Annotated in this window: 15 protein-coding genes; 7 read left to right on the top strand and 8 right to left on the bottom strand. The window is 54.2% G+C overall.

The window, feature by feature from the left end; genetic code table 11:
* The first annotated feature begins 164 nt into the window (after positions 1–164).
* Positions 165–626, top strand: a complete 462-nt coding sequence (locus tag C8R31_RS04280) for a PA2169 family four-helix-bundle protein (protein WP_107693435.1) — start codon at positions 165–167, stop codon at positions 624–626.
* Positions 627–888: 262 nt separating this feature from the next.
* Here C8R31_RS04280 and C8R31_RS04275 read toward each other — a convergent pair whose 3' ends face one another.
* The 5 genes from C8R31_RS04275 to C8R31_RS04250 form a co-directional block, all read right to left on the bottom strand.
* Positions 889–2,304, bottom strand: a complete 1,416-nt coding sequence (locus tag C8R31_RS04275) for an adhesin (protein ID WP_107692854.1) — start codon at positions 2,302–2,304, stop codon at positions 889–891.
* 1,061 nt (positions 2,305–3,365) lie between these two features.
* Positions 3,366–3,824, bottom strand: a complete 459-nt coding sequence (locus C8R31_RS04265; RefSeq protein WP_258192539.1) for a hypothetical protein — start codon at positions 3,822–3,824, stop codon at positions 3,366–3,368.
* A 262-nt stretch (positions 3,825–4,086) separates the two neighbouring features.
* On the bottom strand, positions 4,087–4,743 hold the full coding sequence (locus C8R31_RS04260) for a response regulator transcription factor (protein ID WP_107692852.1): 657 nt from the start codon (positions 4,741–4,743) through the stop codon (positions 4,087–4,089).
* Position 4,744: 1 nt separating this feature from the next.
* On the bottom strand, positions 4,745–6,178 hold the full coding sequence (locus C8R31_RS04255; protein WP_107693433.1) for a sensor histidine kinase: 1,434 nt from the start codon (positions 6,176–6,178) through the stop codon (positions 4,745–4,747).
* A gap of 208 nt (positions 6,179–6,386) precedes the next feature.
* Positions 6,387–7,403: an NAD(P)-dependent alcohol dehydrogenase gene (locus C8R31_RS04250; protein WP_258192538.1), complete on the bottom strand. Its 1,017-nt coding sequence runs from the start codon at positions 7,401–7,403 to the stop codon at positions 6,387–6,389.
* Between the two features lie 379 nt (positions 7,404–7,782).
* Here C8R31_RS04250 and C8R31_RS04245 point away from each other — a divergent pair, with 379 nt between their 5' ends.
* From C8R31_RS04245 to C8R31_RS04225, 4 genes are all read left to right on the top strand, one after another.
* Positions 7,783–9,057: an NADH:flavin oxidoreductase/NADH oxidase gene (locus tag C8R31_RS04245; RefSeq protein ID WP_107692851.1), complete on the top strand. Its 1,275-nt coding sequence runs from the start codon at positions 7,783–7,785 to the stop codon at positions 9,055–9,057.
* A 1,417-nt stretch (positions 9,058–10,474) separates the two neighbouring features.
* Positions 10,475–12,121 carry a hypothetical protein gene (locus C8R31_RS04240; RefSeq protein WP_219907445.1) on the top strand — a complete coding sequence of 549 codons (1,647 nt, stop codon included), beginning with the start codon at positions 10,475–10,477 and terminating at the stop codon, positions 12,119–12,121.
* Positions 12,122–12,385: 264 nt separating this feature from the next.
* Complete coding sequence (locus C8R31_RS04235; RefSeq protein WP_107693430.1) at positions 12,386–13,699, top strand: tetratricopeptide repeat-containing protein; 1,314 nt, start codon at positions 12,386–12,388, stop codon at positions 13,697–13,699.
* Positions 13,700–14,075: 376 nt separating this feature from the next.
* Positions 14,076–14,372 (top strand): hypothetical protein, encoded by a 297-nt coding sequence (locus tag C8R31_RS04225; protein WP_107692849.1) that lies wholly within the window; start codon positions 14,076–14,078, stop codon positions 14,370–14,372.
* 137 nt (positions 14,373–14,509) lie between these two features.
* On the opposite strand, the gene C8R31_RS04220 is transcribed toward C8R31_RS04225, so the two are convergent.
* Positions 14,510–15,103 (bottom strand): trans-aconitate 2-methyltransferase, encoded by a 594-nt coding sequence (locus tag C8R31_RS04220; protein ID WP_107692848.1) that lies wholly within the window; start codon positions 15,101–15,103, stop codon positions 14,510–14,512.
* A 238-nt stretch (positions 15,104–15,341) separates the two neighbouring features.
* Between C8R31_RS04220 and C8R31_RS04210 the strand changes: the two genes are divergently transcribed.
* Positions 15,342–15,731 carry a four-helix bundle copper-binding protein gene (locus C8R31_RS04210; protein WP_107692846.1) on the top strand — a complete coding sequence of 130 codons (390 nt, stop codon included), beginning with the start codon at positions 15,342–15,344 and terminating at the stop codon, positions 15,729–15,731.
* A 264-nt stretch (positions 15,732–15,995) separates the two neighbouring features.
* Here the strand turns inward: C8R31_RS04210 and C8R31_RS04205 are convergent, their stop codons facing one another.
* Both C8R31_RS04205 and C8R31_RS04200 read right to left on the bottom strand, forming a co-directional pair.
* Positions 15,996–17,753, bottom strand: a complete 1,758-nt coding sequence (locus C8R31_RS04205; protein ID WP_107692845.1) for an AIPR family protein — start codon at positions 17,751–17,753, stop codon at positions 15,996–15,998.
* A gap of 242 nt (positions 17,754–17,995) precedes the next feature.
* Positions 17,996–18,256, bottom strand: coding sequence for a S1 RNA-binding domain-containing protein (locus C8R31_RS04200; RefSeq protein WP_375136120.1), 261 nt, complete (start codon positions 18,254–18,256; stop codon positions 17,996–17,998).
* A gap of 286 nt (positions 18,257–18,542) precedes the next feature.
* Here C8R31_RS04200 and C8R31_RS04195 point away from each other — a divergent pair, with 286 nt between their 5' ends.
* Entirely contained in the window at positions 18,543–22,121 is a 3,579-nt protein-coding gene (locus tag C8R31_RS04195; protein WP_107692843.1) for a tetratricopeptide repeat protein, read from the top strand.
* Positions 22,122–22,309 lie beyond the last annotated feature (188 nt).

Below are 22,309 nucleotides of genomic sequence, written 5' to 3'. Positions count from 1 at the left end.
TATCGCTGCTTTTTGGCCCCGCCACCGCCACGCTGGCAGGAAACCGGACAGGCGGAGCGCGCCCCGGGCGCAAAGCGACGGAATGTGCTTCACCGAACAGATCAGGTACCCACCTCATCCTAAACTGGTGGAAAGCCCCTGCCTTTCACTTTCAGGAGAATAAAATGGATAATGCCAGAATCGTAAGCATGCTCAACGGCCTGATCGACATTTCACGGGATGGCGCCGCAGGGTTCAGGACCTGCGCCGATGACACGGACGACGCCACCCTGAAAATGTATTTTCAGAACCGCGCCCAAAGTTGTGATGACGGGGTTCGCGTATTAAGCGCCGAGGTGAGACGCTACGGCGGCGACCCGGACAAAAGCGGGAGCCCGGCGGGCGCATTGCACCGCGCCTGGGTGGATCTTAAAGCGATGTTGACTAATAACGATAACGTCGCCGTTCTGGAAGAATGCGAACGGGGCGAAGCTGCGGCGTTAATGGCCTACGAGAATGCATTAAGGGAAGAGTTGCCCGGCGACCTGCGCGCTATTCTTGATCACCAGTTTGAAGGCGCGAAAAGGAACCACGACCGGGTGCGGCAGCTGCGCGACACGGCCCGGCATCGCGCCGGGTCCGCCTGAACACCGGAGGCCGGGGAAGAGGCTAGTTGTGCGTCAAAAAACGGGCTTGTCCGTGTCGGACTCAAGCTCGCCCCGCTTTTTATAAATTTCCTTTATAAATCCATCCGGCACATGAGCCGAAACGCGCGGGGCTCGTGCGCGGCGACCCATACGACTGAATTGTTTGGGCGGGACAAGGTCATCCAGCCAAAGCTGCAAGTTATGGTTTCTTCGCCCTGTCTAGCGTGTCGAAACACAAATACCCCGGTTGACCCGAACGGTGCTATTTCGATATGCGGTGAAGCGTAAGCGTGCTTTTGTCCTGCATATTCAACGTTGCCGTTTTGCCATCCGCGCTGATGCTGAAGGATACCGGGCCGTTGGTGGAAAAACCGGCGCAACCATTGGTATCGTAGGTAAATCCCTTGATATTCAGGACCTTGCCGCCTGAATCATAAGTATATGAGGCAAACTCGACACCCGGGTCGCCGCAACTCTCGTGATCGGCCGTTTTTACATCACCCACGGGATCGACCATCATGTATTTCCCGTTCGAAAAGAACAGGTACATTGGCGTCTTCATGCTGGCGGGGTCCGCAATCCACGCCCCGGTAATACCTTTCGGATCGTTCTCCATCGGGGAAAAATGGATTTCCTTGACCTCGGTCTTGATGGGCTCCTTCGAAGAGCTGATCTCGAGCGTACCGGCAATATGGAAGAGTTCACCGAAGAGACTTTTCTGTTCCCGCTTCCTTTGCACGGTGAAAATATCCGAGGTAGTCAGGTTGTAGCCATCGCTACGAACTCGCCAGTTTGGGCGCGGATTCGACAGCCCAGCCTGAAGATTGGTATCGATTACAGGTTTTGCAGCGAATTTGAAGCCCCTGTTATTCACCCCGGAAAGGTGCGCGGTGCCGTATTCGACACCGGCTTTGCTGACCAGATTGCCGCCGCAGACGCGGTTGGTGTCGCAGGAGTCATCCGGCGTGGCCTCGCCTTGCAAATACTCGGCGCCGTTCGCGCCGGTACCCGCAATACGGATAATGGAAGCCGTCCCATCATCCTGCTTGACCCAGACCTGGTTGCTGAGCATGGCCATTCCCTGCGAAAGAAAGTGACCAGTGGCCTGCACGGGGGTTTTTACGGGCCCGGAAATGCCGGCCGCCTCTCTCGCCTTCTGCAACTCGGGGGACGCAACAAACGCAGCGGGTTCACTATCCAGTTTGATCGAGGCACTGAGGGCAGATGCGGCAGCGGCCGGGATAGAAATGCCGTTCGCCGGATTCCCATCCGCGTCCAGGGACTGAAACAGGACAAGGAGGTTTCGCAACCTGTGATCGTTATCCCCCGCCAATTCCATCGGCGTAATAATGGCCGCCCCCGGGACCTTGCCGAGCACCAGGCTGCCCAGCTTGAACTCTACCGTGTCGCCATGGTTAAACTTGAAAATCCCGTTCTCATCCGTGGTTCCGGTAGCTCCGGACGCCGCCGCGTACCCCACGCCACTTACCGCCGCATCCAGCAACTTTCCCGTCGTAGGGCCTTTTTCCGTCTTGCCGCCACCACCGCCGCTACCACTGCCGCTGCCGCCGCTTGCTGAGGGTCCGCTTCCATCGCCGCACGCACCAATACTCATCGCGAGCGCCAGAGGCAGCAAATGTTTCCAGGAGATCGCTTTTTTCTTCCCATCGCACTTCATGCAGGTAATCCATTCCGTTTAGATTGAGCAATTCTAAACTATAACGGCGTAGTCGTGAAAATCACCTTTCAATGTCGTCTCCATATGTCCTGTGCCGGGCCGATGACCGCGGCCCCCGCGGCGCGGCAGGATCATACTTGCGAAATGCGGTCTACCGCACAGAAAACGGGCCCACACTTATTTAAATTGGGAGATGTTCTGTTGACTAACCGCGTGTAAAAAATGGTTGAATACGTCCCTTACATCAGATCCGCAGAAGGCCAGATAGAGCGGATAGCCCACGCCATCTTCAAAACCACCGGAGAATCCCGCGACCCATACGTGCATGAAGAATCGCTCGTGGGTTGGCCGGAATCCAGGGTATTCTGGGCGAAGTCCGCAGGGCCTTGCTTAGGCATCGCTCCTTTCAAGCTTTAGCGCCGGTATAACGCCTGACGGACTGGACACTGGTCGAGGTTGAAACCCGGCGGATCGCGGGGACGGGAGTATATTGCCGCCGGCAGATTAAACGAACCTGACAAGGTTCCTCGACCCCAACCATAAAAAGAGCGTTCGTCTCTTATACTTCTTGTTGAAATGTGTATCCCCGGAATCGCCTGCCAGGCAACGATATTTCAGCAAGGCTGGTTGCGCAAACAGGAACGATCTGGATTTATTCTCTATCCCACGACCCTTTGCGCTTTAACCCGAGCCAGAAAATCCGTTTCCGTCCCTTATTCTTACACACCCTTCTCGTAGCCTGGCCTGTGCGCCGATTTAATACCAGGCCCCCTACTGAAACAGCATGTGCGCGGTGTCAGGTTATGCGAGCGGTTTTAAGTAGGTTTGATGCCGGTTTTGTGTATGTGTGAATGGCCGCGCGGGTGGGAACTGGCGGCTATCCGGATGCAAGCAATCGGCTTAAGGAATAAGGATCGCTGTAAGGAATTGCGATCAAGCAATCGCAATCAAGGACGGATGAAGGAATCACCCTGTTGAAGAAATTTACCGCTCACGCCGACCTGGTTCGACGTGAGCGGTATCCTCGTGACACAGTAAAAACGCGTTACACGTTAAAAGGTTTACAGACGATTGCCGGGGTCGGAGCTGACCTTCGCCTTGATCTCCCGGTTATCGTCCTGGCGCGGCGCGTCCGATGCCGCATAATTACCCTTTGCGAGTTCGGCCGCCATGTTCCGGTGATGAGCAGCCAGCTTCACGTTGTCCTCTACGGCTCGCTCGTACCTGGAAAGTAAAGCCGCGGTATGAGATTTGTTATCCTGAGCCTGCCTGCCGTAGAGATAGCTTTTCTCCTCGTAATGCTGGAGCAGCTTCTTTTGCTCCTCTGCTTTTACGCGCAATTCCTTGGCAGTGTTTTGATAACGCTGCGCCAGGCGATCATGGTCTGCATGGGTTCGGGCGCTCTGCGTCGCTTTGCGAGCAGTCGCGTCCTCCGCCTCGAGCGATCCCATCTGTGCGCATGCGGTGAGAAAACCGAGCATGGACAAAACCGCGAGATGCTTTCCTATCGTCGTTTTCATGAGAGTAATAAACCCAAAAGGATTGAAAGTGATGTCATCCTATCGCAGTCAACACTATGAGTATATTGGGGAAACCCTTGTTTTACGCTAAGGGAAACCCTTAGACAACATTTTTGTGCCAGAAGTGTAGAATGCAAGGGGTAGTTACATGTGGGCGGTTCAAGGTGATAACCGCCTGAAGTGGTGGAAATAACCGGGGATTATGCACGCGCGATTAAATCCCATGATTGCTGTATGGCAACGTGGCGCCGCGAGGACCGCGCTAACGCTCTTCCGAAATCCATTGGGTCGCATAACGTATCAGGTCGGCCCCGTCTTTCAAATTCAATTTGGACCGGATATTAAAGCGGTGCGTTTCGATGGTCTTGATACTCCGGCTCAGCAATTTGGCGATTTCCTGGCTGCTATGGCCCGACCCGATCAAGTGCAGTACTTCGAACTCACTCGGGGTCAGACTGTTGATCAGGGGCTCAGCCTGCCCGTTTCCGGTCGCGGCCCGGTTCAGCATCCGGGCGTGCATCTGCTTGCTCAGATAAACATTCCCTGCCAATACCTCGCGAATGGCGGTCACCAGCACTTCGCCCGGCTCCTGCTTCATCACATATCCGCGCGCACCCGCCCGCAGGGCGCGCTGGGCGTAAACCGTTTCATCATGCATGGAGACAACCAGCACGGGCAATGCCGGGGCCACGGCATGAATGCTTTTTATGACCTCCAGCCCGGAGAGCGTCTTGAGGGAGACATCCATCAGAATAATATCGGGATGAGGCTCTGTCTTGAGCCTGGCCAATGCTTCGGCGCCGTCGCCGGCCTCGCCAACGACCTCCAAGTCAGGTTCCAGATTGATGAGCATCGCCATGCCATGACGCAGCATGGCATGGTCATCCACCAGCATCAGTTTTGCTTTAGAGGCCGCCATATCAAACCGTCCGCATTTCAAGCCGCACTTCGGCGCCGCCCTCGGGGCGCCTCAGGAATTGCAGGGCGGCACCGAGTTGCCTGGCGCGATATTTCATGATCTTGATGCCCATCCCGGGCGTGGGTCCGGATCTCGTGCTGGTGCCGGCAAATCCGCGGCCATCGTCGCAGATGGAGAGGCGGAGCATGCCATCGTCCGACTCCAGCAAGATGATCAGATGTTGCGCGCCACCGTGGCGTATGGCGTTGTTGACCGCTTCCTGGGCGATCCGGTAAAGATTGAGCGCGAGATTGTTATCGGTGATGACAACCTCGTTTTTACACGAAAAATCACAACTGATCTTGTATGTGGCGGCTATTTGGGACGCAAACGCATGCAAAGCGGCCGTCAAGCCCTTGGTTTCAAGTTCAAACGGAAGCAAACCCTGGGCAAGCTGCTTGCACTGCATCACGGCCGTCTGAGCCTGGGCCGCGATGGACGCGGCGACGGTGGCAACATCGCTGCTGCTGCCCGACGCGGTTATCTTTTTCTCGAGGGCCTTCGCCTGGTATCCAATGGCCGCGATCTGCTGTCCAAGGTTGTCGTGCAACTCCTGTCCAAGCGTACGCTGGTGTTCTTCCGCTATCGAAACAAGCGTCTGCTCCAGCAGCTTGCGTTCAAGCCACCGCTGCAGGTCGCTGGCGACCGCATCGATCAGTCTCTGCTCTTCGGGCACCAGAAATGGTTTGTCGTCCGGATAAAACACGCGCAATTGGCCAAATACCTTATTGTTGGCGCTGATCTCAGACCGCAGCTCGTGCGTGCGCCGCTCGCTGTGGTTCGCGGATACAAACCGCCTGCCGCCCAGCTCGATCACGCCAGAGGCAAGTTCCGGAAATTGCATCGCGGGCAGCAGGTGCTCGAAAATCTGCCCGCAGGCCCGGTCAATTGAGAGCTCCTGCCCCAGGCCGCGGCGAATCTCATAAAGACAGGTGATTTCCTTGAGACGCTCGCGCAGGGCCTCGTCAATCTCCTTTCGTTCCAGCCACATCTCCAGATCGCTCGCGACCGCGTCGATCAACCGCTGCTCTTCCGGCACCAGGAATGGCTTGTCCGCCGGATAGAATACCTGCAACTGTCCGCAGACCTTGCTATTGACCCTGATCTTCGATTGCAGCGCGTTCGTCAATCCCTGGCGGTGATTCTGCGACGTGAACCGGTTGCCGTCGAGCTCGATCACGGCGCTGGCAATTTCCGGGAACTGCATGGCGGGTATGAGATGCTTGAAAATGTGCTCGCAAACGTCATCCACGGACAATTCCAATCCCATCCCCCGGCGAATCTCATACAGGCAGGTAATTTCCTTCAAACGCTCGTGCAACACTTGTCCTGCGCCTCCATGGCCTTCCGCCACGGCAACGCCCGCATCCGCGGGGCTATTTTCATTGCCGCTCATAGAGGATCCCAAGGTTTCATCGATTCCATAGTTCCGTTGATTCTGTGTCAGCAATTGCATCCCTCTGCATCGCCTGCTTCATCTGTCCGGCCTGAGCTCATCCCCTGCCCGGCTCCCTGTAGAGCGGCACGACGCTTCGCACCCGCGCCTCAGCCTTTAAACACCTTAAAAGCTTTTAAATGCTACCTGCTTCAGGCACTTTACACGCTCAAATATCAAGACATATCTTGCCGAAATGGCGTTTGCTCTCCTGATAGCGAAAAGCCTCGACGATCTGTTCCAGGGGAAAATGCCGGTCGATGACAGGGCGTAATCCAGTCGCCTCGATTGCCCGGATCATGTCCATTTGCCAGCGCCGGTTGCCAACTACCAGGCCTTGCAGGCGCAACTGGCGCGTAAGAACCGTGTGCAACGGCAGCGTTGCCGTCACGCCTGAAAGAATGCCGATAACGGCAATATGACCGGCGAGACGGGCCGCCACCAGCGACTGCGCCAATGATGACGGTCCCCCTACCTCGATGACGTGATCGACCCCCCGGCCGCCAGTCAGGCGGCGCGCCGATTCTCCCCAGTTTTCATCCTTGCGGTAATTGATCAGGTAATCCGCGCCCAGCCCTTTTAACCGGTCGAGTTTTTCATCGCTGGATGAGGTGGCGACGACCGTCGCACCGGCTGCCTTGGCGAACTGCAGGGCGAATACCGAAACGCCGCCGGTTCCCTGGACAAGCACGGTTTCGCCGGGTTTCAGGCCTCCATCCACCATTAACGCCCGCCAGGCCGTCAACCCGGCGCAGGTGAGCGTCGCCGCTTCCGCGTGGCTATAGCCCTTCGGAGCGCGCGTGAATGCAGTCGCCGGCATGGTTACCTGCTCGCGCGCGTAGCCGTCGATTCCGTCGCCAGGAACGGTGTGGAAATCGCCGATCTCTGATTCGCCATCCAGCCAGGTGGGAAAGAACGTGCTGACGACATGATCCCCAGGCGCGAACTCAGTCACGCCCTCGCCAACCGCGACGACCTCTCCCGCCCCATCCGACATCGGGATGCGCGGCACCTTCGGTCCCCACATTCCGCTCACCACCGCATAATCATGGTAGTTGAGCGAGCTTGCGCGTATTCTCACCGTCATCTCATTCGCTTTGGGCGGAGACGGATCGCTGCTGCCGAACGTGACGCGGTCAAACCCGCCACCCGGCTGTACATAAACCGCCTTGTTGGTCATAGTCATGATTGCCGTCCCGGAAACTGCAGCATCAAATTGAAACGATGCCGCATACTTTATCAGGTCGCGCACCACTATACGACCCCCGCGGAACACCCTCCCGCGGCGACATTATGTCTCTGCAGCGCCGCCCGGCGCTCGTGCACGGCAACAGCATAATAAAAACAGTTCCTTCCACACTACGTACTACACTTAGTAAGCGGTGGCTTGAATTCCGCACCGTGGCTTATCGAGGCTTCTTATTTGTCTCCTTATATTGTGTCTCTTATGGCACGCATCCGGCAGGCAGGTTCGCCGTCCGGTCCGGCAATTATTGTGTGACTGAACATCTGGATATTCCGTACCTTGACGGGATCGACAGGCGTTCTTCGATGAAGGAACGATCATGTCCCAATACGACGAAAACAGAGATGGCACGCACGAAAATCGGCTACCTGTAGATGAGACGGACAACGCAGCTGTTGCACTGGCCGAGCTGCGCAACGCAAGGGATGTCGCTACCGGCGGTATAGCCGGTGGAAGCCCCTCCGAAAGCATTATCCACCCCCAATGCCATAGCAGGCATGACCGCGAAATTCCGGAAGTCGATCTGTTGTCCCCGCTAACCATTCGGAGCATCAACTTCCGCAACCGGATAGCGATGTCGCCCATGTGCATGTACTCTTCCGAGGACGGTTTTGCCAATGATTTTCACCTCGTTCACCTGGGTAGCCGGGCCATTGGCGGCGTGGCGCTGGTGATGGTCGAAGCCACCGCGGTCACCGCCGAGGGACGTATCTCCCCGGCTGACATGGGAATCTGGAAAGATGAGCATATCGAGCCGTTGGCCCGTATCGCCCGGTTCGTCGCGGCGCACGGCGCAGTCCCTGGCATCCAGCTCGCTCATGCCGGCCGCAAGGCAAGTTGCGATAGTCCATGGAACGGCGGCAGCAGCCTGAAAACCCCTGAGGAGGGCGGCTGGCAGGTGTTGGGGCCCAGTCCCCTGCCGTTCGACGCCGGCGACCCCGTTCCAAAACCCATGTCCGCGGCGGACATCGCACATTGCATCAGTGCCTGGGAAGCAGCCGCGCGCCGCGCGCTGGCCGCCGGGTTCAAGGTCATCGAGCTCCACGCCGCGCACGGATACCTGATGCACGAGTTTCTCTCGCCTATAAGCAACAACCGCACTGATGAATATGGCGGCAGCCTCGAGAACCGCATGCGGCTACTGCTGGAGACCGCCACGCGACTGCGCGACGTCATCCCGCAGGAGCTGCCGTTGTTCGTGCGCATCTCGGCAACCGACTGGGCCGATGGCGGCTGGGATATCGCACAGTCCATCGTGCTTTGCCAAAAACTCAAGACGCTCGGCGTGGATTTGATCGACGTTTCCTCTGGGGGAACCACACCGGACGCGAAGATCCCCGTAGCCCGAGGCTACCAGATCCCGTTTGCAGCGCGTATCCGCGATGAAGCGGAGATCCGCACGGGCGGCGTGGGCCTGATTGCCGACCCGCAATTCGCCGATGAAATCATCACCAGCGCGAAGGCCGATCTCGTTTTCGTCGGGCGGGAACTGCTGCGGGAACCGTACTGGGCCATCAAGGCGCAACACGCGGTGGAAGTGGAGCCCTCCTGGCCTACCCAGTATGGCTATGCAGTCAGGCGCCGGGCAACATAGGCGGGTTGGCGGCGAAGTTCAGAAAAGAAATAAGGGAAAACGGTTTTATATCGCGGTGATCCGATCGGGCAGACTTTCTCTCTCCCCTTTCTCTTCGTGAGAGACCTGAAACGGTCCCCGGTGTTATCCAAGCGTCAATGACTTAAATCGACCCGTCGGGTTTACCAACGGGTCCTTATACTAACTCCCCCATTTATCAGGGTATCAACGCTACGGAAGAGATTGAATCGTTCGGAACGCCAACATCTTCCACCCAGTTGTAGAGGCCAGATCCAAAGATAGTGGAATCAGGCCCGCTATAATTAGCATCACGGGAAAACTGCCACTCGCCAGACACAACGATGTATTTGCTCTATCTACCAATCCCGATGCTATAGTTAACTTATAACTTGATCCGCAGGAAGGTTCGCAGAGGAGAGCAGTATCCCAACTCTCAGAGACAAGTCAGGAAAATTATGAATAAACATCTTTCCAAACTCTTGCTTGCAATCCTGGTATGGGCGAGCGCATTCGGGGTTCATTCCCAGGAGCGACCGCACAGACCGGCATTGAAAGAACATAAAAGTATTGCAGTCCCTATTTGGACCGTGCTTGATACGAAAGACAAGCCCCCTTCGTCTGCACGTGAGATGGAATCTCCTAAACCAATACCGCCAACCGTACCAACGGTTGTGGACAGAATCCCGCCCAAGAAAATTGGTGATCTGAGCTGCCCCCAGGTCGATGACGCTGCTAAACAGGCGTGCAATGACACGTGCGCACAGCATCCTAATACGCCCTGCGCACTGCTATGTACATATCGGAAGAATGATGAGGGGATATGCGTTTTGTGGGTCGAATGTACTTCTGCTTGCGGTGAGATTCCAGCAGAAGTCGAGACGCCTACTGGTCGATGAGAAAGGCGGCTCTGTTGCAAAAAAAGGACGAACCAGAAAACTATGCGTGTGATCTGATTAATCGCTTCTTATTTTTTGCAACAGAGCCTGTTATTTCATATACCTAGACAACCACTCTTTGCCCGCTTGTTCCCGCGTATGTCCGTAGCAAAATAATCGCCTGTACGCTCAAATAGAGCGATTCAACCGATCGACCGGAACCTTGAAAACAGCGATTCAAGATTCGACTTCGCCCGCCCTGGTTTTAGAGCGGACTTAATCAGACAGTAGTACAGATCCAGCGGGAAAGATGTGATGAATCTCACAAGTCACATGCTATAAGTGGAAGAAGAAGTACGGCGGACTGGCCTCTCAAAGGGAAAAAGGGAGAAAGAGAAACAAAAGTATCGTCCTAACAGACAGTCGCTCCGACTTGTTTTGCGCCGCAATCAAGTCTGATGAAATGTTTTAATGGGCCGCGGGACGTCCTTTGCGCTATTGCTAAGAAATAACGATGCTTTATCACGACTTCGGAAGACAATATGGCTCGGGCAAAAACAGCGTCATGGATACTTGCGATCATCCTCACCTTCGGGGCAGCAGGCGTGTGGGCGCACGATGAACATGAGCCCGTGGGTGGCGCTTCCCCCGAAAAACTCGGGGAGGTGAACTTCCCGGTAAGCTGTAACGCCGAAGCCCAGAAGGAATTCAACCGCGCGATGGCGTTAGCACATTCCTTCTGGTTCGATCCGGCGATCAACTGGTTCGGCACCGTGCTGCGCCACGATACTACCTGCGCCATGGCTTACTGGGGCGTTGCCCTGATGTCCCTGGGCAATCCGTTCACCTGGCCACCTGGCGCGAAGGCATGGAACGCCGGCGCAATAGCCTTGGCGCACGCCCGGCGCATACCCGCCCATACCGAGCGCGAACAGGATTATATCGCCGCGTTAGCCATCCTTTTCAACGATTGGGAGACAACGGATTACCGACCGCGGGCATTGGCCTATGAAAAAGCGATGAAAGGGGTGGCCTCGCGCTATCCCAGCGATACTGAAGCGCAGGTCCTCTATGCGCTCGCGCTCAACGCAACCGCAGTGCCCACCGACAAAACGTTCGCGAGTCAGCTCAAAGCCGCGAGTATTCTGGAACCGTTGTTCAAAAAATACCCTAACCACCCCGGTGTCGCCCACTATCTGATCCACACCTACGATTATGCAGAACTGGCTGAAAAGGGCCTGCCCGCAGCGAGGATCTACGCAATGATTGCGCCCTCCGTCCCGCATGCGTTGCATATGCCCTCGCATATCTTCGCCCGTGTGGGGCTCTGGCCGGAGATGGTGGAGAGCAACCAGGCCTCCTATCGCGCGGCCAGGAGCGAACTCAAGGACGCGACCCTCGGCGTTGGCGCTTATGACTCGCTGCATGCCATGGACTACATGGTTTTCGCCCACCTCCAGCAAGCGCAGGACAAGGCAGCCAGGCGCCTGGTCGACGAAGCCAGATCGATCCGCAAGGTCAACGTGGAAAATTTCCCCGCGGCTTATGCCTTCGCCGCTATCCCGTCCCGCTTTGCACTAGAACGCAGCGACTGGAAAGGCGCGGCTGCGCTCGAGCTGTCGCCCGCAGAGCTGGCCTGGAACAAATTCCCGCAGGCTGAAGCCATTCTCGTCTTTGCCCGTGGGCTCGGCGCCGCGCGGAGCGGAAACACTTCCTCCGCGCGCGAAGATGTCGCGCGACTGCAGGCGCTCAAGGAAGCGATGACCGCCGCCAAACTGGACTATTGGGCGGGACAGGCAGACTTTCAAATCAAGACGGTCAATGCGTGGCTTGCCCTTGCGGACAAGCGCAATGACGAGGCCGTGCGCCTGATGCGCGCCGCCGCGGAAGCGGAAGAAGCAAGCGACAAACATCCGGTGACCCCGGGCAATGTCGCTCCCTCCCGCGAACTGCTGGCGGAGATGCTGCTTGAACTCGACCGTCCGGCGGAGGCGTTCGCCGAGTTCGAGCGTTCCCTGAAGCGTGATCCCAATCGCTTCCGCAGCATTGCCGGCGCAGCTCGCGCCGCGGAAATGGCAGGCAACCGAAATGATGCCCGAGATTATTATGGAAAGCTTCAGACCGTGGCCGCCGACCATGATAGCGAGCGCCCTGAACTGGTCCGGGGAAAGGCCGTTCTAGGGAAATAGCGGCTCCGGTCGACGGTTCATGCAAGCCGCGCGCCACGGGAACTGCGGGCGTGAAAACGGGTCCATTATAAACTTGCCAGCTCGGCAGCCAAGCTTGCCCCGAGCTTCTGCCGATGGCCTTGGAAGGCGCGCAAATGCTGCACTGGAATAGATACATCACGCCACGTTTGTGAGAAAATGACCGGCGTTATCAGCGGGCGCAATGGGGCAAACCGTGGATTTGCAGCCTCGCGTTCACGCGATCCGGCGCTCATAAGGAAGGTTATGAAAACACTCCCGCTCGCTTTTATATTGCCTCTGGTGCTCGCCTTCGCGCACCCTGCTTATGCGCAGGAGAATAAGTGGAAGGCCATCAGCGAAGAGGCGATATCGCTTTATAAAAAGGGTGACTACGAGCGTGCTGTGGTGGCAGTGAAGAAGTCGCTCGCGGTCGCGGAAAAAACAGTTGGAACCGACCATCCCGACACCGCGACCAGCCTGAACAATCTGGCCGAACTCTATCGTGACCACAACCGATACGCCGAGGCGGAGCCGCTGTACAAACGCGCCCTGGCGATCCGCGAAAAATACTTCGGCCCCAACCATGCCCTTGTGGCGACCACCCTCAACGGGCACGCGGAACTTTACCGCTCTGCCGGCAGAAACACGGACGCGGAGCTGCTCTACAAGCGCGCGCTGACGATCAGGGAGAAGGCCCTGCGCCCCGAACATCCCGATGTGGGCCAGACCCTCAACAACCTGGCGGAACTCTATTGCCTCCAGGGGAAGTATGCATCAGCCAGGCCCCTCTACGAGCGCTCCCTGGCTATTCGTGAAAAGGCCCTCGGCGCGGATGATCCAAGCCTTGCGACCGGCCTGAACAACATGGGCTTGATCTACCATGCCGAAAATAGATTTGCGCAGGCCGAACCGCTCTACAAGCGTGCCCTCGCGCTCTATGAGAAAAAACTCGCTCCCGATCATCCCAACCTGGGGACAAGCCTGAACAACCTTGCGGCGGTCTATCACAATCAGGGCAAACATGCTGAAGCGGAACTGCTCTACAGACGCGCTCTCATGATCCGGGAGAAAACGCTCGGCGCGGGCCACCCCGATCTGGCGAGCGATCTGAGCAACCTGGCCGAAGTCTCTTACCATCAGGGCAAATATGCCCTGGCAGAGCCGTTCTACAAGCGCGCGCTGGCGATACGGGAGAAAACACTGGGTCCGGATCATCCCGAAGTGGGCAGGGACTTGAGCACCCTGGGAGAAGTCCATCGCGCACTGGGTCAATATGCCGAAGCTGAGCCGTTCTACCAACGCGCGCTGGCTATCTTTGAAAAGGCCGAAAAAGCCGCGGAGCCGTATCAGCTCAACATGGCCACCAGCCTCAACAACCTGGGCATGATCTATTACGCCAGGGGCCAGTATGCAGAAGCCGAACCTTACTACAAGCGCGCGCTGGCACTCTTCGAAAAAGCGCATGGCCCCAACCACCCAACCGTACAAATCAGCTGGAAAAACCTCACAAAGCTGTACGATGCAACCGGTCGCTCCAGCGGGGAGGCAAGCCACCGGGTGGCGGGCTTCCGGCAGTAAACCAATTCGGAGCATGCTGACCTCCACTGCGCTATCGAATGATTCCAGGCAGCAATTCCCAGCGGCCCAGCGGTAGAAAGCGCTGGTTGCCCGGCGAAGCAAAACCGCCATTGGCCGGACCGCAGAGGTTTGCAAAAGACCCGCCGCTCCTCGTGGCCAAAGGTACACTCGCAGACGGGGCGAACTATGTTGCGTGCGAACGTCGGTGCGGCTGGTAACAGACTGCTTGTGCGGACAGGGATATAAGTTCAGGAATCTACTTTGTGAATATATTTGTCAAACCTGTGGATAATTAAAAAAAACAGTGACTAAATACTATTTACTTCGAGGCCGCGAGGCAGTGCCCTGCTCTAACATGTTCAAGTGGGGGCAAAGCATGGCTAGCCGCGATCCGAAAATAGCCGACGATCACCTGGACGAGGTTCGGGTAAGCACCATATTTCTTGGTATGGATCATAATTCCGATGATGACGGCCCTCCCCTGTTGTTTGAAACCATGGTAGTGGGCGGAGCGCTCGATCAGTTCAGGATGCGCTGCACGACATACGAGGAAGCCGAAATCATGCACCAGATAGTTACAGCGATGGTAAAGAGAGAACGGGAGAATAACGACCAGGCAATGGAAATCGCCATGAACGCGATCGATGTGATTCGGCACCGGAAGGATGATTAATATTAAAAAGCACAACGCCGGAGCTTAATCGACAGCCCGTTGATTTTTTAGCATCCTCCACGTCTCCAACGCTACCTCGATTGCAATTCCACCAGCCAGTCTGTACTCATAGGGTTCCCGGTCCACGCGCGAGAAAGCTAAGCCTTTTGGGCAATGATATAAAGATGCTGCTCGGGATATTGGTCATATTCCAGGTGCCGGCAGACGCATCCGAAGCGCGTTAACAGCTCAAGTGTCTTCGGGATGCCCAGTGCGCTGTAATACACCGGCGGGCCCATGCATGAATCGCATTCTTCTTCTGCGTTGTCCAGTCCGCCCGTCGTGAACATGAACACTCCCCCCGGCGCCATGCCCTCGGAAATCTTCCGCAAGACAGGCTCCTGCCGGTCAAGCGGAATATGCCAGATGCTGTCCCAGGCAACGACAAAATCATATTTTCGCGGAAGATTCCACTCGCATATATCGGCATGGTGAAACGATATACCCGGATGGCTTTGTCTGGCCAAAGCAATCAGTTCTTGAGAAACGTCAACGCCTTCAACTTGAAACCCGTGCTTGCCTAGCACATCGAAGCGGCCGCTGCACCCGCAGCCAATATCCAGGGCAAAGCGGCGATTCCTTGCAAATCGGATCGCCCGCTCCAGCTGAGGTATGCCGTTCGATTGAATACGATCCTCACGCCAGATATGGGCGATAGCGTCGTAACTCTGACCAGTCTCCTTGAGATGCATTCAAAACCCGACTCTCAGCGTGAAAAGGATTCCCTTGAGTCTTCGCGGGAAGCGAGATCCGCCGAGCGAACCGCTTTTCCGGTTGCCGATTTCTCAGGAACCATCAAAAAAATACGTGTACGCCCCCGCACAGAACTTCCTGAAAGGGAAGCTTATCGTAATGTTGTTTTGCGCTCACGCGAAATATGAAGAATGGACCTGAAGAATCGACCTCTTGACCAACGTGAAGGAGACCGCCATGACTCATGCTACCGATCCCCAAATGCAAGCGTGCATCGATACCTGCACCAAGTGTCACCAGACCTGCCTGCACGAAGCGATGAACCACTGCCTGGAGGCAGGCGGTGAGCATGTCGCGCCTGACCATTTTCGCCTCATGATCAACTGCGTGGAGATGTGCCAGACTTCCGCGAACTTCATGCTGAGCGGTTCCGCTTTATCCAGAAGGGTCTGCGGCGTCTGCGCGGAAATTTGCGATGCCTGTGCTCAGAGCTGCGAGAAGATAGAGGGGATGGAAGAATGCGCCCGGGTCTGCCGGGAATGCGCAGAGAGTTGCCGGCGGATGGCCGGTTCTGGAGCCAACGCAAGCGCTGGGGCTCAGGAGCGCGTCCCTGCGGATGACTTGTAGAAAATCCTGGCCACATGAGCTGAGGCGTGGCAACCGACCGACACCAACCAATACAAAGTCAAAGCTGCGCAAGGCCGTGTTTGCCTTCTCAAGCGCAAAGGCGATCAACGCTAGATTAGCATCAGCATTTAAGCGTAAATTCGCCTGGGTTCAATCGACGAAGGCAGACGCTGAATGGCCTGCTTCTGAAGGCCATTCAGCAACGCGAAATCCGACAGATGTAAAGAGTCGGGTTCTTGACCAAGCGCGGTAGTTTAATACTGTTTACCTCGCGGTCAGGTGTGACTGAAAAGCCCTGTATTTCTTTTCGTTTGCATCTGCCGTTACCTCAATAAGTCCTTGAAATTTTTGCATCACTGTGTTGACTCGCTCTATACTTTTGAGCCCATCATTTACTGCTTCCTCAAGCTGAGCAGATAGAGGGGCTGTAACGTCCACGATTTCGCTCCAGATCTTCTGTGCGTCATGGGGCGAAACCTGAACTCCGAAAGATATGCGATAAAGGTTGGGGATCCTACGGCCTAAAAAGACCTCAAGACATGCAGCGATAGCGGAAACCAAAAGATAAATTGAACCACGCTTACGTAAGAAAGTGATTTGTTTGTCTTCACTCTGAGTAAGATTTGCGTCACCTTTTTTTGCTTTGTTCATGAGAATTAGTTTACGGTTCTCCACAGCACGCAGCAAGGAATAGGCGAATACAATATGCGCACCCGTTGTATCCTCGTTAAAGTATTTTGAATATAATCGATCATTAATCCATATATCGGTCTTTTGGTTATACGCAGTGACTGGATCACCATGCAACGCCGCAAGGCTTTGACCTACGGTATATGATGGCAAGAAATTTTGTCGACGTTTAATTGCATCACCAAAACCACCCCTCCTCCCACCCTCATATTCAGCGTTGGGAATCACAATAATTTCGTTTTTCAACCTCTTTTGGATTTTATCCGTGCTTCTAAAATCCGAAGCCGTTACTTTGTTTTGGCTGTTATTAAACTGAACGATATTTAGTACCAGATCCGGATTACTCGTTTGCACAAATCGAACCGGCACTTGAACTTCATCGGAAGGAGATTTCTTGAGAGAACCTATGGCACCGGTGGTCTGCGCGCCATTCACAATCGATATCCCCGAAATCGTAAGGTATTTCTTCCCGCGCTGGTTGTTATCCGGTTTTTCATAACTGTTGACCAGAACGGTTAAGCCGTTATTGAATACCCAAAAATTCAAGGGGTCTGACTCTGCGGTTCTTTTTATTCCATGATTTATGTTCGAATCGCTGGATCGAGAACCAAGGTAATCTCTAACATTTGCCGAGAATAATCGTGTTCTATATCTCTTGAACACGCGATGAAGGAAACGAGCGGACACAGAGGTAATATAAGCTGTCCAATCTGGTCCTGTAACTTCATACCCATTTATAACTTCAACATTAAAGGTGTCGTTCACTAAAATAGGTGAGAGTGTGTCCGTGTACCATTCATTAAATATGCTTTGACCTATTTCCAAAGCATGAACTTTGGTAGCGATACCCGGATAATGAGTTTTTAATGCCGCATTCGCAGAGGCTTCGACTGTCAGGAGTTCTTCTTTTACGTTTGTGGATTCATTGAGATTATGAATATACCAAATGTGTATGGTTGAGATTTTGTTGGCCGTAAGAGCATTTCGCAACTGATTTGCCGCCGAAACAATACGAGGTGGTAAATCACTGATGGGCCTCTGCAACAACCATGCGACAGCGGTGTTCAGATCCGAAGCTTTATTAGCCGGGGCCGTCTCTCGGTACTTCCGGGAGAGATAACATTGGCTAATAACTGCAACAGCCTCGTCTTCATCAATATAAACGATATCGCATTTTTTATCGTCGCTGCCATCCGTGATCGAATCGGCGGCGATCGTATCTAAATCTTCGATCCCGAATTTTAATCCGAGAGCGAATAACCCCAGAGCGTTATCACCATACGCCTGTAGGTCATCCCGTGCACTGAAAGCTGTTTCCCATGGCTGATTCATTCCATTTCCTTTTTTTGTTTTTTGTTTTCAACGCTTCATTTTATTTCAACGCGTCAATTAAACACGCTCGCTACTTGTAACTGAACAACGACGAAAAACCAGAAGACTTAACTAATAGGATTATTCCTACGCTCCCCACCCCTCAATGGAGAGTAAGCTGCCCAAATTCTAAAGCTCAGATGGTCCTTATCTATCTCTTAGCTTCGCGAATGCCGCAGCCATTGCGGTATCGGGTTTAGCCTCTACTTTTTGTTTCTGTTTCTGCTGTTGAGGCCGGGATTGCTTATTCCGGCCACCGGATCGTTCCGGCTTCCTGTTTTGCTGCCCACCCTGCATACCTTTGCCGCGGCCTTCGTCAGTCGCATGGTGAGCGCGATGCACTTACGCTTTTCGTCTATCTCCACCACCTTGACTTTCACCACCTGCCCCACCTTTGCGAAGGCATGCGGGTCTTTCACGAATGTGTCGGCCAGCGCGGAGATGCGCTCGAACGCGTCCGGCACGATACCCAATCACATCAACAGGTGTCCAGTTTTCAGGCGTGATCCGTTATGTGGTACATCGAACGGACGTGCTTGTGTGTGAGTGTCAGGCTTAGCTGGTCAGGCGAAGACTATCCGGGCCCGGACCCGTCCAGTCCCCGGCAAATGATCTGACAAACGTTGTCCTTTTTAACATTCGTGCTGGCTACTCGATAAGTGCTCCCAGGCAGGTGGCGATCCCACACGCGACTTCTGAAGATGAAACCATTCGATGTAGCAACAGACATTCCGCCTAAGAGACCCGATCATGAATTTGTTCGGCAATTTAAAAAAAACAATACTTTCTTTTGGTTTGGGACTGGCTCTTGTTTTTGCTCTCCTGTTTTATGAAGAGGATAGACTAAAGAAATTATTCCAGATAGCAAAGCCGGACCATCTCTCGGTGCTGTATTTAAGGCTCCTCTTGAATATCAAGCCCGATGACGCAGGTTTACGTACTGAACTTGCTCGACAGCATATAAACCTCGGGGAATTGCGCGAGGCCCGGAATGCTCTGGAACCACTACAGCTTGCAGGCCGCACGCCGGAATTAAGCGTCAGGCTATTAGTATTGGAACTCGACTTCTACGATTATTCATCAGTTGGCGACGACGGCCCGGATCAGAAAACAAAGTTGGCTAATCTTAAAAACAGCATTATCGAAATCAGTAAAACGGCGCTTCCACTATCCTTGTTACCAAGTTTCATTAAACTCAGCCTTGAGCTCGAACAGACTGCTGTGGTTGCAGATCTATATTATCGATGGTCCGCGGTTATTCCCCATTCTTCCGAGCGCATGGAGAAATTGAAAGAATCGGCACGATGGTACATCGCGGCGGAGATGCCGCGTAAAGCAGCGGAGATATATGACAAAGGTTATAAACTGGCCGAGAACAAAACTGAAGCTCGCGAATTCTCATTTCTAACCCTTAAGGCACTGCAAGCAGCGGGCGACAGGAAGCTTGCTCTCGAACATTTCCGTAATTATCAGCAGCTCTTCCCGGAAGATCCCGAACTGCTTGATGAGGCCATCAGTATTAATTTGGCGGACAATAACCCAAGGCAGGCATATGAAGTCGGGGTTTTGCGCTTGTCACTTGATCCGGACAATCCTGAACAAATCAGAAAGCAGGTCGATCGTGCGCTTGGGGTTGGTGAACTTCAGCCGGCTCTGGCGTTAGCCCAGCGTCTGGTGGAAATTGCTCCGGCAGACGGAAACGCTCATGAAAAGCTGGGAACGATCGCAGAATGGGCTTTAATGCCAGAGGTCGCGTTGAAGGAATGGCTATGGCTGGCGAAAAATAGAAAGGATGATGCCGCAATCACGAATGCGCTGCGACTATCAAAAGGGCTGCATTTTGTCGATACTTCCCTGGACCTGCTGCTACAGCTATCAAATACGAGGAAGTTAGCGCCCGAGGAGTTGAACAGTTTGTTGTTTGCATACAGCGAGGCAGGTACTTATTCAGATCATGTTGATTTTCTGAAATCATATTTGAAGCGCTATCCCGATAATTCACAAGCATGGGAAGCGCTGGCTAAAACACAGGAAGACGCCGGACGACTATCCGAGGCAATGGAAACCTGGGAACTCATTGGCGCTAATTTCAATCGTCGGCCAGAGGCTACGGCCCATCAAGCGAAATTAACCTGGAAAAATGGCCAGTCCGAGAAGGCGCTTTCCATGCTGCTGTCTCACAAGGATGATATGACAGCAAAAGAAACCCATTTCTGGGAGATTCTGGGTGAGCTTTCCTGGGAACTGAAAAGACCCGAACATTCGTTATCGGCTTATAGCGTAATGTGGAAATCAGGGAACGCGAACGTCGTTGTAGCGGAACGCTTGATTCAGTTGACGCGTGATATGGGTAGGCCGGAAGACGCCATTGCCATCGGCGAGGAAGCCTATCGTCGTTTCGACCAGTCTCGCTGGCTGCTGCTCGCGATGGATGCGGCCAACCAGGCCGGCTCTTCAGCTCAACTGAAGCGGCTTTTAAAAACGGCAAGGAGCAAAGAGTCGCAATTTCTGGATTCCGAAATGTACTGGCTGATGCAGGCTCAGTTGCAAACTCACGAGAGCAGGACTGATGCAGCTATACAACATTATCAGCAGGCTTTAAATGTTAACCCTGCATCGACCACTGCCAAAGAAGGAATCTTGTGGAACCTCATTGCACAGAATGACAAGCGGGCACTGCGGTCCCATGTTAAAGCGTGGCGGCCGGATGCCTCAAAAAACCAGGCATTATGGGGCGTTTATGGACTGGCATTGGTTAAGGTTGGTCAGCACAAAGAAGCATTGCCGTGGTTTGAGCGTAAATCGCGGATCAGTCCCGACGATTATCTCTGGCTGCTTACTTATGCCGATGTCTTAGGCAGGGCAGGACGCGCGGATGCGGCCTGGCGGTTGCGTAAATATGTCCTGTTCAACATAAGATCCCGCCTTAAGCAAATTAAAGAGGGGTCAATAAGCAAATTCAAGGACTTATTGCGACCTGAATATATGGCTTTAGTTCGTGATATGGAGGGAGCAAACGCCGACATATCCATATTAAAGCAATTTCTTGACAAGGGATACGATGACCCGGGGGTTCAGGAACTGCTCGTGGCGTCATATCTGACGCAGGAGAATTATACCGCAGCTCGTTACTGGCTTCTGCAGGAACATATTGCGCGACAGGAAACGCCCGCCTGGCAGCGCCTTGCATTAGCCCTGGCGGAAAATGACCGCGTTGTTGCCGAACGTATTCTTGAAAATGACAATGACCAACTTACCGATTTCAACAGGATGGAGACGCTCAAGCGTCTCGACAAAAACGAAGAAGCGCTGGCATTAACCTATAAGCTTCTCGCGTCCCATAAAGAGCCCACCACGGTGCAAACATACCTGTTCAATGTCAGAGATGATCTAATAGTAAAAACAAGCAAGCAGGTGGCGGGCGGCATCGAGTATAAAACGTTGGGCGATATAAACTTTGTCGAAAGCCGGGTGCGTTTGAACGTGCCTTATGGACGCGGCTTACTGGCCACTGAACTGAAGCATAACCTGCTCGATTCTTCGAATCCCGGGATTACTCTTCCGGCAAGGAACGAACTGGACATCATGACGGAATTTAAACATCCTCTGCGGGAAGGACTGTTTCAGGTGAATCTGGGAGGTAATCTTCGGGACGTCGATTCCCTCGTTTATGGAGCGGCAAGAGTCAGCCAGGATGTGACCAATCGATTGAAAGCGAGCCTGCGGCTTGGTGTGAATGAAATGAGCCATGAAACAGGGGCGTTACGGGCGCTAGGGAAAAAAGATACGATCTTATTGGGCGTATCCGCTCAACTGTCACAACAAACCTTTTTCAATGTGGATATGGATGGTCATCGTTATGCGAGCCGAGATGGAGGCAGCCTGGGGAAAGGCTATAAGCTGCAAATGATCCTTGGGCATTCCCTGCTGAGGGGCATCCAGGACTGGCAGGTCAGACTCCAGGGATCATGGGAAAACAATCAGCTTGCAGCGACACTCCCGTCCGACCTGAGTGGATCATTGAGCCCTTCCTTATCAAGCGTTCAAACGCTCATCCCAAAGAAATTCGCACTTATGGGGATAGGCACGTCTTTTCGTTATGGACCATCGGATCAAGGGGTGCTGAGGCGTCCGTTTATTCTTGCGGATGCATGGGTGGGCGGGGTATGGCCTGCGAACGATTTGGGGTACAACGGACGGCTTTCGATGGGAACGTCGCTATTCGGTCCCGATATCCTGAGCGCAGGCGCATTCTACAGCAACGTACAGGGCGGCAGAACTGACCAGGCTTTTGCGGGTGCAGGCCTTCAATATTCCTTTCGTTTCTGAAATCAAGATTTGCCGATCACTACTGCTGAACAACAAAAAAGCCCCCGGTTTTGCCGGGGGCTGATTTCAGCTCCTCATTTAGCAGGCGTGTGACTGTGCGACCCGTCAGGAGCGTGACTGGTCGTTGGCTCAGGCAAGGGTTTTTCCGCCTGGCTCTTGGATATGAGTTCAGACTGCTTCTCGAAATA

The organism is Nitrosospira sp. Nsp2 (assembly GCF_003050965.1).
Classification (GTDB): Bacteria; Pseudomonadota; Gammaproteobacteria; order Burkholderiales; family Nitrosomonadaceae; genus Nitrosospira.
This window is presented reverse-complemented; position numbering and strand designations above follow the sequence as displayed.